General features: G+C 70.3%; 13 protein-coding genes. 10 read left to right on the forward strand and 3 right to left on the reverse strand.

Features of this window, described 5'->3' with window-relative positions; translation table 11 throughout:
• Positions 1 to 52: 52 nt before the first annotated feature.
• Both nudC and ACWGKJ_RS03245 read left to right on the forward strand, forming a co-directional pair.
• Positions 53 to 958, forward strand: a complete 906-nt coding sequence (gene nudC, locus ACWGKJ_RS03240; protein ID WP_385028833.1) for an NAD(+) diphosphatase — start codon at positions 53 to 55, stop codon at positions 956 to 958.
• A 171-nt stretch (positions 959 to 1,129) separates the two neighbouring features.
• On the forward strand, positions 1,130 to 1,522 hold the full coding sequence (locus ACWGKJ_RS03245; RefSeq protein ID WP_385028794.1) for a VOC family protein: 393 nt from the start codon (positions 1,130 to 1,132) through the stop codon (positions 1,520 to 1,522).
• A gap of 120 nt (positions 1,523 to 1,642) precedes the next feature.
• Here the strand turns inward: ACWGKJ_RS03245 and ACWGKJ_RS03250 are convergent, their stop codons facing one another.
• Positions 1,643 to 1,897: a mycoredoxin gene (locus ACWGKJ_RS03250; protein ID WP_385028791.1), complete on the reverse strand. Its 255-nt coding sequence runs from the start codon at positions 1,895 to 1,897 to the stop codon at positions 1,643 to 1,645.
• A 306-nt stretch (positions 1,898 to 2,203) separates the two neighbouring features.
• Between ACWGKJ_RS03250 and ACWGKJ_RS03255 the strand changes: the two genes are divergently transcribed.
• The 4 genes from ACWGKJ_RS03255 (at position 2,204) to ACWGKJ_RS03270 (ending at position 5,702) form a co-directional block, all read left to right on the forward strand.
• The gene (locus ACWGKJ_RS03255) at positions 2,204 to 4,384 is read left to right on the forward strand and encodes an ATP-dependent DNA helicase UvrD2 (protein WP_385028788.1); all 2,181 of its coding nucleotides are present in this window, start codon (positions 2,204 to 2,206) and stop codon (positions 4,382 to 4,384) included.
• A 213-nt stretch (positions 4,385 to 4,597) separates the two neighbouring features.
• The gene (locus ACWGKJ_RS03260; RefSeq protein ID WP_385028830.1) at positions 4,598 to 4,876 is read left to right on the forward strand and encodes a hypothetical protein; all 279 of its coding nucleotides are present in this window, start codon (positions 4,598 to 4,600) and stop codon (positions 4,874 to 4,876) included.
• A 131-nt stretch (positions 4,877 to 5,007) separates the two neighbouring features.
• Complete coding sequence (locus ACWGKJ_RS03265; RefSeq protein WP_385028785.1) at positions 5,008 to 5,376, forward strand: WhiB family transcriptional regulator; 369 nt, start codon at positions 5,008 to 5,010, stop codon at positions 5,374 to 5,376.
• Positions 5,373 to 5,702, forward strand: coding sequence for a hypothetical protein (locus ACWGKJ_RS03270; protein WP_385028783.1), 330 nt, complete (start codon positions 5,373 to 5,375; stop codon positions 5,700 to 5,702). Before ACWGKJ_RS03265 ends, ACWGKJ_RS03270 begins: the two co-directional genes overlap by 4 nt.
• Before the next feature lie 294 nt (positions 5,703 to 5,996).
• Here ACWGKJ_RS03270 and ACWGKJ_RS03275 read toward each other — a convergent pair whose 3' ends face one another.
• Together ACWGKJ_RS03275 and ACWGKJ_RS03280 are read right to left on the reverse strand one after the other, a co-directional pair.
• A complete protein-coding gene (locus tag ACWGKJ_RS03275; protein WP_453315661.1) occupies positions 5,997 to 7,634 on the reverse strand; it encodes an ABC1 kinase family protein in 1,638 nt (545 codons plus the stop codon).
• Positions 7,635 to 7,675: 41 nt separating this feature from the next.
• A complete protein-coding gene (locus ACWGKJ_RS03280; protein ID WP_385028780.1) occupies positions 7,676 to 8,818 on the reverse strand; it encodes a TOMM precursor leader peptide-binding protein in 1,143 nt (380 codons plus the stop codon).
• Between the two features lie 197 nt (positions 8,819 to 9,015).
• Between ACWGKJ_RS03280 and ACWGKJ_RS03285 the strand changes: the two genes are divergently transcribed.
• From ACWGKJ_RS03285 to ACWGKJ_RS03300, 4 genes are all read left to right on the forward strand, one after another.
• Positions 9,016 to 9,612, forward strand: coding sequence for a M48 metallopeptidase family protein (locus ACWGKJ_RS03285; RefSeq protein WP_385028777.1), 597 nt, complete (start codon positions 9,016 to 9,018; stop codon positions 9,610 to 9,612).
• Between the two features lie 231 nt (positions 9,613 to 9,843).
• Positions 9,844 to 11,568 carry a TerD family protein gene (locus ACWGKJ_RS03290; protein ID WP_385028774.1) on the forward strand — a complete coding sequence of 575 codons (1,725 nt, stop codon included), beginning with the start codon at positions 9,844 to 9,846 and terminating at the stop codon, positions 11,566 to 11,568.
• Positions 11,569 to 11,579: 11 nt separating this feature from the next.
• Positions 11,580 to 12,260 (forward strand): AIM24 family protein, encoded by a 681-nt coding sequence (locus ACWGKJ_RS03295; RefSeq protein ID WP_385028771.1) that lies wholly within the window; start codon positions 11,580 to 11,582, stop codon positions 12,258 to 12,260.
• A 16-nt stretch (positions 12,261 to 12,276) separates the two neighbouring features.
• A complete protein-coding gene (locus ACWGKJ_RS03300) occupies positions 12,277 to 13,032 on the forward strand; it encodes an AIM24 family protein (protein ID WP_385028768.1) in 756 nt (251 codons plus the stop codon).
• Positions 13,033 to 13,049: the final 17 nt, after the last annotated feature.

Below are 13,049 nucleotides of genomic sequence, written 5' to 3' on the forward strand. Positions count from 1 at the left end.
GGCCGCCGCCGGTGCCGCCGGGACCGTCACCGGTACGGATCCGCACCGGCCGATCGGTCTGACCGCCCCGAGCGGCATCGACCGGGCCGCCCACCACCGCCTCGACGAGGCATGGCTGGCCGCGGCCTGGAGCCACCCGACGACCCGGGTGTTCGTGGTCTCCGGCGGCCAGGCGCTGATCGACGAGACACCGGACGGCCGGACCGAACTGCTCAAGACCCCGTCGTTCGAGGCCCCCCTCACCGAGGAGCACCGCTACTTCCTGGGCACGGACGCGGACGGAGTGCGCTACTTCGCGCTCCAGAAGGACACCCTCCCCGGCCGGATGGACCAGTCCGCCAGGCCCGCCGGGCTGCGTGAGGCGGGGCTGCTGCTCTCGCCGCTCGACGCCGGGCTTCTGGTGCACGCGGTGGCGCTGGAGAACTGGCAGCGGCTGCACCGCTTCTGCTCCCGCTGCGGCGAGCGCACCGTCATCGCCGCCGCCGGCCACATCCGGCGCTGTCAGGCGTGCGGGGCCGAGCACTACCCGCGTACCGACCCGGCGGTGATCATGCTCGTCACCGACGAACACGACAGGGCGCTGCTCGGCCGGCAGGTGCACTGGCCGGAGGGCCGGTTCTCCACGCTCGCCGGTTTCGTCGAGCCGGGCGAGTCCATCGAGGCCGCGGTGGCGCGTGAGGTGTTCGAGGAGGCGGGCGTCACGGTCGGCACCGTGCAGTACGTCGCCAGCCAGCCCTGGCCCTTCCCGTCCAGCCTGATGCTCGGCTTCATGGCGCAGGCCACGTCATCCGAGATCACCGTGGACGGCGAGGAGATCAGCGAGGCCCGCTGGTTCTCGCGGGAGGACCTGCGCTCCGCGATCGAGGCCGGGGATGTGCTGCCCCCTTCCGGTATCTCGATCGCGGCAAGACTGGTGGAGCTCTGGTACGGCAAGCCGCTGCCGAAGCCGGCGGCCTGACCGGCCGAGCGCGGTGACTGCGGTGACTGCGATTGATGTGCCGGCGAGGGTGCCCGGGGAAGTGGTCACCGGCTGCCCCTGTCCGCCCTCGCCGGGTGTGGTGTGTCGTCGGGCTCGAACGCTCGCGCTGTTGCTCTCCAACTCGCGCTGTTGCTCTTCAAGGGGACATCGATGGAACTCGCCCAGGTCCGCCTCCTGGTCACGGACTTCTCCAGCTGCTACCGCTTCTACCGGGACGTACTGGGGCTGAAGCCGCAGTTCGACGCGGAGGACGGCCCGTACGCGAAATTCACGCCCGAAGGCGGCACCGCGGGCATCGCCCTGCAGGAACGCGCGCACATGGCGCAGGTCCTGGGCGAACTCGCCGCGGAGCCGACGGGCTACCGGTCCCTGGTCGTCCTGCGGGTCGACGACATCGACCGCTACTGCGAGGAGATCACCTCGCGGGGCGCCGTACTCACCCACGGCCCTGCCCCCATGGGGGACCGTATGCGCGTCGCCCACCTCATGGACCCGGAGGGAAACCTCGTGGAACTCCAGGAGTGGCTCGCCCTGCGCGGGTGATGAACCGCGACCCGCCACACACCGCACCCGGGGCTGTCGCCACGACAGGCGCAGCGCAAGACCCCCGTACCGGTTCGGCACGAGGGTCTGTCCGTGTGGAGCGGGGAGGGCGGGGTGGGGTCAGGCGGCCATGGCCTGCTTGACCTGCGCGAGCGAAGGGTTCGTCAGCACCGACTCACTGCCGGAGTCGGAGACCACCTGAACCGTGGGCACGGTCTGGTTGCCGCCGTTCGCCTTCTCCACGAAGGCCGCGGAATCGGCGTCGTGCTCGATGTTCACCTCGGTGTACGCGATGCCCTCACGGTCCATCTGGCCCTTCAGCCGACGGCAGTAGCCGCACCACGTGGTGCTGTACATCGTCACAGTGCCCGGCATGTCTCGCGCTCCTCTGTTGCTGCTTCGCCCGCAGCCTTCTGTACTGCTTCGTCCGATACATGGGGATTTCCTAGGGGCGACCCCGGGAAATCACATGCCGGTAGAACGTACGTGACCGGCCAGCCATTCCCGTTCCCCGGAGGGGCCCGGCGGACGGCCGGCGGCGGCCAGGACGGCCGGGACCAGGTCGGCCGAGAGCACGACGGCCGCGACCGGTACGACTGCGGTACGCGACCGGTACTACTATGGTCCGGTCCCTGTGGACAACGGATCCATCGGGTGCGGGAGACCTGGCAGCATGGCGGGGTGACTGCAGCAACGCACGCCTCTCTCTTCCCGCAGGTCCCGGACTCCGCCGACGCGGTGCTCGACGGGCTCGACCCCGAGCAGCGCGAGGTCGCGACCGCCCTGCACGGTCCGGTGTGCGTGCTGGCCGGAGCGGGCACGGGCAAGACCCGCGCGATCACGCACCGCATCGCCTACGGGGTGCGCGCAGGGATTCTGCAGCCCTCCACGGTGCTCGCCGTGACCTTCACCAACCGCGCGGCCGGAGAGATGCGCGGGCGGCTGCGCCAGCTCGGCGCGGGCGGTGTCCAGGCGCGCACGTTCCACTCGGCGGCGCTGCGCCAGCTCCAGTTCTTCTGGCCCAAGGCGGTCGGCGGCGAGGTGCCCAGGCTCGTCGAGCGCAAGGTCCAGCTGGTCGCGGAGGCCGCCGCGCGCTGCGGTGTCCGGCTCGACCGGAACGAGCTGCGGGACGTGACGGGGGAGATCGAGTGGTCCAAGGTCACCCAGACCGTGCCCGCCGACTACCCGGCCGCCATCGCGAAATCGGCGCGCGATGCGCCCCGGGGCCCGGCCGAGATCTCCCAGATCTACGCGATGTACGAGCAGCTCAAGCGCGACCGCGGAGTGATCGACTTCGAGGACGTACTGCTGCTGACCGTCGGAATCCTGCAGGACCGGCACGACATCGCCGACCGGATCCGCAGCCAGTACCAGCACTTCGTGGTCGACGAGTACCAGGACGTCAGCCCGCTCCAGCAGCGGCTACTCGAACTGTGGGTGGGGGACAGGGAGGACCTCTGCGTCGTCGGCGACGCCGGCCAGACCATCTACTCCTTCACTGGCGCCACCCCCGACCACCTGCTCAACTTCCGGGTCCGCCATCCGCAGGCCACAGTGGTGAAGCTGGTCCGGGACTACCGCTCGACACCCCAGGTCGTCCACCTGGCCAACGGGCTGCTGGCACAGGCGCGCGGCCGGGCCGCCGAGCACCGCCTTGAACTGATCTCGCAGCGCTCGCCGGGGCCCGAGCCCGTCTACAAGGAGTACGGGGACGAGCCCACGGAGGCCGAGGGGACCGCGCGCCGGATCCGGGACCTGATCGCAGCGGGCGTCCCCGCTTCCGAGATCGCCGTGCTGTACCGGATCAACGCCCAGTCCGAGGTCTACGAGCAGGCGCTGGCCGACGCGGGCGTGCCCTACCAGCTGCGCGGAGCCGAGCGGTTCTTCGAACGGCCCGAGGTCCGGGAGGCCGGGGTAGCGCTGCGCGGAGCCGCCCGTGCAGGGGGCAACGACCCGCTGCTCGACGACGCGGTGGATCTGCCGTCCCAGGTGCGTGCGGTGCTCGGCACCAAGGGATGGCGGGCGGAGGCCCCCGCAGGATCCGGTGCGGTCCGGGACCGCTGGGAGTCACTGGCGGCGCTGGTGCGCCTGGCCGAGGACTTCGCCAGGGCCAGGGAGGGGGCGACCCTCTCGGATCTGGTCGCCGAGCTGGACGAGCGGGCGGCGGCGCAGCATGCCCCGACCATCGAGGGCGTCACCCTGGCCTCGCTGCACTCGGCGAAGGGGCTGGAGTGGGACGCGGTGTTCCTGGTCGGTCTCACCGAAGGCATGATGCCGATCACCTACGCCAAGACCGACGCCCAGGTCGAGGAGGAGCGCCGGCTGCTCTATGTGGGCATCACCCGTGCCCGGCTGCACCTCACACTCTCCTGGGCACTGTCCCGGTCTCCCGGGGGGAGGGCCTCCCGCCGGGCCAGCCGCTTCCTCAGCGGGCTGCGGCCGGGTTCGGCTGCCACCGCCGGGCTGCGCGGCGCCGACGGTGGTGCGGGCGGGATCGAGCGGGGGACGGCGGTCCGCCGGAAGCACCGCGGGCCCGTGCGGTGCCGGGTCTGCGGAAAGACGCTGACCGACGGCGGCGAGATGAAGCTGATGCGCTGCGAGGAGTGCCCGTCCGACATGGACGAGGCGCTCTACGAGCGGCTGCACGAGTGGCGTTCCGTCCAGGCCCAGGAGACGGGGCAGCCCGCGTTCTGCGTGTTCACCGACAAGACCCTGATGGCCATCGCCGAGGCCGTGCCGTCGAGCGAGAGCGAGCTGACGCGGATCGCCGGTGTCCCGGCCCGGAAGATCGCGCGGTTCGGGGCCGATGTGCTGAAGATCTGTGCAGGCCAGGAGCTTGCGGGCGAGGACGGGGAAGACTGACCGAAACTCGTCGAGAAAATAGTTTGCGCACGCCCCGGGAACCCCCTTAGGTTCTTAACCACGGGAACAGCGACTTCTCTGAAGCCCTGGTTCCGTGCTGTACTTGATCCACAGCTTTACGTGACCTATACGAATGGGACGCGGCCCCCGGGCCCCAGCTCCCCGAGACGCCGAGAGGAGGCGAGACCAGTGGCAACCACGACGAAGACCAAAATGACTGACCGCTCGGTCGTCGCCACCTGCCTGCTCGGCTCCTCCTTCCGTGGGATCGGTCTGTCCGGCTTCTCTGCCGTCAGCCCTGTTTCCCCCGTGGGCCTTCCCGTTCGGGACCGTAATGAGCGACCGACCCAGGCACCGGAAGCAGCAGTAGCAATCGCGGGGATTCCGTCCTATGCGTTTGCGGCAGCCGGTGCCGAGTTCGGCCAGCAGGCAACGCAGCATCACACGATGTGGGCCTTCCGTGGGCTCGAACCCTGGAGTGATCCAGTCTGATCCAGCATCAGGCAGGCGCCTTCAGGGCCGCGGAACCCCACCCGGGATCCGCGGCCCTTTTGTTTGTACTGGGCCACCAGACGACCTTCGGTCAAACAGACCGGAACGACCAGACGAGGAATGAAACCACCGTGCAAATCGAAGCGCACGCCCCGTCCGTACCGCCCTCACAGACGCTCTCGCCCCCTGTTGCCCCGGAGGATCCCACCGTGTTCCCGCTCACCGCGCTGACCGTTCTCGACGACGCCATCGAGAACCTCGACGCGCCCGTACCCTGCCGCGCCTACGACCCGGAGGTCTTCTTCGCCGAGACCCCGGCGGACGTCGAGTACGCCAAGTCGCTCTGCCGCACCTGCCCGCTGGTCGAGGCCTGCCTCGCAGGCGCCAAGGAGCGTCGGGAGCCCTGGGGTGTCTGGGGCGGTGAGCTCTTCGTCCAGGGCGTCGTCGTCGCCCGCAAGAGGCCGCGTGGTCGTCCGCGCAAGAACCCGGTCGCGGCATGAAACTCAACGGCCCCGGAACGATCGACCGTCCCCAGAAGCACGATCCCCAGAAGCAGGACCCGATGACCTCCTCCACCAGCGAGCCGTCCGGCTCCGCAACCCCAGTCGTCACCACCACCGGCGCGACCGCCTCGCGTCAGAACAGGACCCGTGAGATGCAACTCATCCCAGAAGCCATGGCTCGTGCTCATATGCACGAGCGCCACAGGGAGGCCCATATCGAACGCCAGGCTCTGCGCCTGGTGGCCGCCCGCCGTATGCAACGCCGCGCCGAACGCGTGTCGTTGCGCGCCCGCCGCGCGCTCGCCATGGCGGTCATGCAGTAACAGCCTTGGTAAAGCAGCGAAGTCGCAGCGGATCGGATCAGACCAGACTGACCGGACCGGACCGGACCGGACCGGACCAGTGCGGCAACGCGGTAGAGCGATAACGCGGTAACACGAAAGACGCGCCCAGAGCGCGAAGGACAGCGGGGGCCGGTCGGATGCGACCGGCCCCCTGGCGTGTCCAGACCGGGCGTGTCCAGGCTGGGCATGTCCCGACCGTGCACGTCCAGAACCGGCATGGGGGCCTGGGGTGTTCCGGGCCGGCATGTTCCGGAGCCGTCGGTAGCGGGCCGGTCAGGCGCGCGCCTGGGCGGGAGGGAGCCCCTGCTCCGGGACAGCGTCCGCGCCCTGTTCCGTACCGTCGTCCGAGTCGAGGTCCGCGCCGGGCTCGGTCTCCTTCTCCGCGTCCTCCCCCGAGCTCTTCTCCGCGCTGTTCCCTGTGCTCTTCTCCGTGCTCTTCTCCGTGGCCTGTGCCGGGAGTTGGTCGAGGTCCTGCTCCGGGAGTCCGGTCTCCACGGTCTCCGGAAGGAACCCCGGCATCCAGTCTTCGAGCTCGCCCCGGAGCCGCACGGTCGCACCCAGCTGGCAGAGCACTCCGATGGTGCTCAGTGTCACCCGGTGGATCAGCAGATAGGACGGCGGCAGATTGAGCTGCTTGCCCAACTGATGGGCGGGGGAACGGGGATCGGCGATCCTCGCCGCCTGGGCCCGCATCCAGCCCCGGCTGAACGTGAACTCCTCAGCCTGCACCGGCTCGATGATCGGTACCAGATACTCCAGAACCGCTTCCGGATCGAGCTCGATGGACTCCTTGACGAACCCCTCCTCGCAGAGCATCTCGTAGACGGCCGACGCCTCTCCCTCGATCGTCATCCGCAGAGCCTGGCCGATCGTGGCCGGGAGCCCGCCCGGCAGCCGGTCCACCGTCCCGAAGTCGAGCACCCCCAGCCGCCACCGTGCCGCGGCCCCCTCGGCGGCGGTACCGTCCGCGGGGCCGCCGTCCTCCGCCGGCCGGCCGGCCGTGTCCCCGGCCTCATCTCCGCGCCCGCCCTCATCTGCGGGCAGCAGTCGGAAGTTGCCCGGATGCGGGTCGGCGTGCAGCAGCCCGGTGCGGGCCGGGCCGGAGAAGAGGAAACGGGCGAGCAGCTGCCCCGCCCGGTCACGCTGTTCCTCCGTGCCGTCCGAGATCACATCGGCCAGCGGGATCCCGTCGATCCACTCGGTCACCAGCACCTGGTCGCTCTGGTGCACCACACCGGGCACCACCACGTCCGGATCCCCGGCGAACTCCTCCGCGTGCTCCCGCTGCGCGTCCGCCTCCAGCTCGTAGTCCAGTTCCTCGGACACGCGGTCCCGCAGTTCGGCGATGAGCGGCTTGATGTCCATGCCGGGAATCAGCGGTCCGAGGAGCCGCGCGAACCGGCTCAGCTGGCTGAGATCCGACAGCAGTGCCTCACCGGCCCCCGGATACTGCACCTTGACCGCCACCGCCCGCCCGTCGTGCCACACCGCGCGGTGCACCTGGCCGATGGAAGCGGCGGCCGACGGCTTGTCGTCGAACTCGACGAACAGCTCACGCCACTCCGTACCCAGCTGAGCCTCCAGCACGGCATGCACCGTCTGCACCGGCATGGGCGGGGCGGATTCCTGGAGCTTGGTCAGCGCCGCCCGGTAGGGGCCTGCGATCTCCTCGGGCAGGGCGGACTCGAAGACCGAGAGTGCCTGCCCCATCTTCATGGCCCCGCCCTTCAGCTCGCCCAGGACCTTGAAGAGCTGCTCGGCCGTGCGCTGCTGCACCTCACGTGCCACGATCTCCGCGGACCTGCCGCCGATCCGCTTGCCCAGGCCCCAGGTGGCGCGGCCGGCGAAACCGAGTGGGAGCGACGCCAGCTTGGCGGTACGTGTGACCGCTTTCCGGGGAAGATCAGACATGCGCCCCTCCAAATCCCAGACTGCCGTGGAGCGTACGGCGGTTACCCGGCCATTGTGTCGTGCGGAGCCTCGGCCTCCGAGGCATGCACCCCCTCAGTGTGCCCACCCGCACCGCAGCTGCAGTCGGGGTGGGGTGTGATACGGGCCGCTCGCCAGTCGAGCAGCGGCAGCGACGCTTCCCACCGCGAGCCTGTGGAAGCGGGCAGCTCCCCGTCGAGGAACGTCAGTGCGTGGGCGGTCACCAGTCCCGCGACCGCCGTGGCCAGACCGAGATCGCAGGCCGGGACGGAGCCGCGTCGGCCCGAGCGCCACTGCGCGACCATCCGGGGCCAGCCAGGATCACGCTCGGCCCGGCGCAGGGCCAGGCAGCCCGAGCACGCCGTGCCTCCCGGCAGGACCAGCGGCCCGACCACTCCGGTGCCTTCGAGCACACCCCCGTAGAGATGAGGTGTGCCCGACGCGATCCACTCCGCGGAGACCGCCGGATCCGGCACATAGGCGTCGAGTCCGTCCCGCGGGGCGACGACGACCAGGGACAGCCCGGGCCCGCAGTCCCCGCCCGGTGCGGCAGCCGAAGCCCGTGATGGCGGGCCGGGCGCGGCGCGCCGGACCAGCCGGCGGGCCGCCGTGTCCCGCCGCTCCCCGACGGCCTCGGCCGGGAAACCGCCCGGCGCCACATCCCCGGGGGTGACGGCTCCGCCGTCGAGCACTTCGATCAGGCCCACCCCGGAGGCCGAGAGCAGCGCCGCCACCATGGCCCCGACCCGGCCGGCACCACGGACCTGGACCCGTATGGCCCGCCGCGCCGCGAGCCGGGCCGCGCCGCCGCCCGGCTCCGGATGGACCAGTGAGAGCGATGCCAGGTCGGGGCGGAGCCGGTCCAGGGTGCCGGGCCGGTTCCGTAACGCCTCGACCGCCGCGCCTCCGGCCCGCGCATCGTCGATCAGCCCCGCCTTCGCCAGCCGGGCGACCAGCTTGTCCACCTGGCCGTCCGGCAGCCGCATGGCCCGCGCCTCCTCCCGCAGCAGCTCCATCCCGCGGGTGCCGTCCAGCAGCCCGATGAGACAGCCGGTCGCCGGGTCCACCGGGCCGAGCACCACCGCCTGGGCGGGCGTCACCCCGAACTGCACGGCCTGCCGGTCCCGCCATGCGCGCCGCAGCGCGGGCTTCACCATTGGATGCATCGCACGCCCCCGTTCACAGTCCGCTGGGCTGTCCCAGCGGCTCTGTCGCCAGAATGCCCTCAGGTCATGGACGGTGCGGAGAGTTATCCACAGGCGCGGTGTGCTGATACTTCGAATGCTGCACTCTATGGAATGGATCAAGGTTCAACCGCCATGGGCGCGGGACTTCCCCCACTGACAGCGGGTAACGTCGAGACGTGCCCGTCGATCCCCTGCACACCGCCGGAAACCCCTCGCGCAGCGCGAAGACCCCGCCGCCCTGCGCCCCGGCGACGAGCCCGGTCGAGGTCCGCAGGAGCGCCCGTCGGAACAGAACGGTCTCCGCGTACCGCGAGGGCGACCGCACCATCGTGCTCATCCCGGCCCGGATGTCGGACGCGGAGGAACGGCGCTGGGTGACCGTGATGCTCGACAAACTCGCGGCCCAGGAGAGCAAGCGCGTCCTCGGCGACACCGGGCTCGCCGAGCGCGCGGCGCGGCTGTCCGAGCAGTACTTCGAGGGCAGGGCACGTCCCGATTCGGTGCGCTGGGTGACCAACCAGAACACCCGGTGGGGTTCCTGCACCCCGGCGGAGGGCAGCATCCGGCTGTCGCACCGGCTCCAGGGCATGCCGGAGTACGTCGTCGACTATGTGCTGCTCCACGAGCTCGCCCATCTCCTGGTGCCCGGCCACGGCCCGCGCTTCTGGCGGCTCCTCGATGCGTATCCGCGCACCGAGCGGGCCCGGGGCTACCTCGAAGGGGTGGTCTCCGCCGAGCGGCTGCCCCATCTGCCCGCGGCCCGGGGCGAGTGACGGCTCCACCGTTCCTGCGGTCCTGACGCGGAGTGCGGTGGACGGCCCCGGCGCCCCCGACCTCCGGTGCGGCAGACGGCTCCGGCGTCCCTGGCCTCCGGTGCCGCACGCCCCCCCCGGCGATTCTGTACCGGCTGCGTACCGGGTCCGTCCCGGCTTGGCCGGATGTCGGTGCCAGCCGTTAGCCTGACGCGACGGAAACACACTCGGGATGGGGGACGGTCGTTACGTATGGCCAGGCAATTCCAACGCGGCCACAAGGCCCGGATCAGTGACCTGACAGCGGGCACGGACCTGTACGTGGGTGTACAGATCGCGGGCGCCGGACTGACCTTCGACATCAGCTGCTTCGGACTCGACGCGGATGAACAGCTCTCGGACGACCGGTACTTCATCTTCTTCAACCAGCCCAAGTCGCCCGAGGAGTCCATCCAGCTCCTCGGCGCGCAGGCCGGTGACACCGAATCCTTCCGTGTCACGCTCGACCGCATCCCCGCGACCGTCCAGAAGCTCTCGTTCACCGCGACGATCGACGGCGGCGGCCAGATGTCACAGATCGGGCCCGGGTACATCCGTATCGTCGCCGGCGGCGAAGAGGTCGTCAGATACGCCTTCACCGGCTCCGAGTTCAGCACCGAGCGCGCCGTCATGCTGGGCGACTTCTATCTGAAGGACGTCTGGCGGTTCGCCGCAGTCGGCCAGGGCTTCGACGGGGGACTCGAAGCGCTGCTGAAGAACTTCGGCGGTGAAGTGGCCGACGAGGAGCCCGAAGTTCCGCAGCAGGCCGCCCCGCCGGCCTTCGGCGCTCCCGCCTTCGCTCCCCCCGCCGCTCCCGAGCCCGCCCCCGCTTTCGGCGCGCCGGCTGCCCAGCCCCAGACCGTCCAGCCCCAGACCGCCACGCCCCAGGCCCCGCCTGCCCCGCAGCCGCAGCCCGCGCCCGGGGGAGCGGCGGCCCCGCCTCCACCCCCGGGGCCCACTCCGCCTCCACCCCCGGCGCCCGCTCCGCCGCCCCTGCACTCGGCGCCCACCATGGCCGCGCCGATGCATATGCAGGGCGGCGTCACCCCGCCGCCCGCTCCTGCTCCTTACGCGCCACAGCCGCCGCCGCTTCCCCAGCAGCAACAGCCGCCCCAGTTCGGTCAGTTCCCGGGCCAGGCTCAGCCGCCGGGCGCCCCCGCCCCGTACGGAGACGCCCAGGGCGGGCCGGGCCCCTACGGTCAGCAGCCGTCTCCCGGGCAGCCCGCTCCGTACGGACAGCCCGCCCCCTACGGTCAGCATCAGCCGACCGTGGCGGTCCCCGGGCTGCAGGCCGCCTTCCAGAAGTACCGGGAAACGGACACCGGCCAGCGCTGGACACCGCAGAACAAGTACCTGATGAGGGCTGATCTGACCATCAGTGACACCCCTGTACTCGCCCGCCAGGGCAGCATGGTGATGTACCAGGGCAAGGTCGACTTCAGCTACAAGGGAGCCGGATTCGCCGGGCGGATCGTGGGCCATGCCACCGGCCAGGAGATGCAGCTGATGCGCTGCACCGGCCGTGGACAGGTCTTCTTCGCCGAGAACAGCACCCATCTGCACCCCATTGAGCTGCAGGGCGACGGTATCTGCGTCTCCGCGGAGAACGTGCTCGCCTTCGACGAGACCCTGCAGTACGAGGTCCGCAGGATCGAGGGCCATGGGATCCCCGGCGGGGCCCTGTTCACCATGCAGTTCCAGGGCACCGGCACAGTGATCGTCAAGACCCACGGGGCGCCGGTCGTCCTGCCCGTCACCCCGACCACCTTCGCCGACTGCAATGCGGTCGTCGCCTGGTCGTCGGCCTCGCAGGTGATCGTCGCCAGCCAGGTGCGACTGCGGCACAACGCCTACGCGGGCGACAGCGGCGAGAGCGTGAACCTCCAGTTCCGGGGCGCCCCCGGGAACTTCATCATCGTCCAGCCGTACGAGGTCTGAGGGAGCCCGTCATGAACCAGCAGCTCGCGGGTTACGCCCCGACCCCCGTCACGGCCCGCATGGAGAACCACGGCAGCAAGATGCTGAAGGTCGCCATGCAGACAGGCCAGGACCTGCTCGCACGCACCGGATCGATGGTCGCGTACGAGGGCTTCGTGCAGTACGAGCCGAATCCGCCCGCCGTCCGTCAGATCGCCCGTGACTGGATCACCGGTGAGGGCGCCCCGCTCATGAAGTGCTCGGGCGACGGCCTGCTCTACCTCGCCGACTACGGCGCGGACATCGTCGTCATCAACCTCGACAACGACGCGCTGTCGGTCAACGGCAGCAATCTGCTCGCCTACGACGCGAGCCTCACCTGGGGCGTGGAACGAGTCAAGGGCATGGCCAAGTTCGCCGGCCAGGGGCTGTGGAACATCCAGGTGTCCGGCAGCGGCTGGGTCGCCATCACCTCGCGGGGCACACCGATCGTCGTCGACTGCGGCAGCGGCGAGGACGAGACATATGTCGACCCGGACGCCCTGGTCGCCTGGTCACCGAATCTGAAGGTGAAGGGCAAGCGCAGCTTCAAGGCCGGTTCGCTGATCGGGCGCGGCAGTGGTGAGGCGTACCAGATGGCCTTCTCCGGGCAGGGCATCGTCGTCGTACAGCCGAGCGAGGACAGTACCGACCGTCTGCGGATCCGGAACTGAGGGGAGTCAGAACACCATGCAGAGCCCGCTTTTCAGCTATACGGAGCAGCAGACCCAGGACCGGTACACGGTGCAGAACCCGCAGTTGCTGCGGGTCGCGCTGACCGGACACGACGACGTACTCGCCCGCAAGGGCGCCATGGTCGCGTACCAGGGGATGATCGAATTCGACGGGGAGTACCAGTCGAACCAGCAGCGGCGCGCCCGGGCTCACACGGGCGAGGGGCTCGACCTGATGCGCTGCCACGGACAGGGCACGGTCTACTTCGCCAATCTGGCGCAGCATGTGCACATGGTGGAGGTCGACCAGGACGGTCTGACGGTGGACAGCGCCTATGTCCTGGCGATGGACTCCAGCCTGAACCACACGGTCGTCGCCGTCGACAGCCAGTACGGCATCTCGGGATCCGGCAAGTACCAGCTGCACATCACCGGCCGGGGCCAGGTGGCCCTGATGACCTCGGGGCAGCCGCTGATGATGCAGGTCACGCCGGACAAGTACATCAACGCCGATGCGGACGCGGTGGTCGCCTGGTCGTCCGGTCTGCGGGTGCAGATGCAGGCGCAGACACACTCATCGGGGGTGCGGCGGCGGCGCGGCAGTACCGGTGAGGGCTGGGAACTCAGCTTCCTGGGACAGGGGTTCGCCCTCGTCCAGCCGAGCGAGGTGATGCCGCCGCAGCACGCGAACATCGGCGACGGGGTGCTGGCGCAGTTCGGCGTGGGACAGCAGGGCGCGCACGGCCGGAACCAGGGCAACGTCTGGAACTGACGAGGACGTCCGGACAG

The organism is Streptomyces sp. NPDC054757, assembly GCF_053612185.1.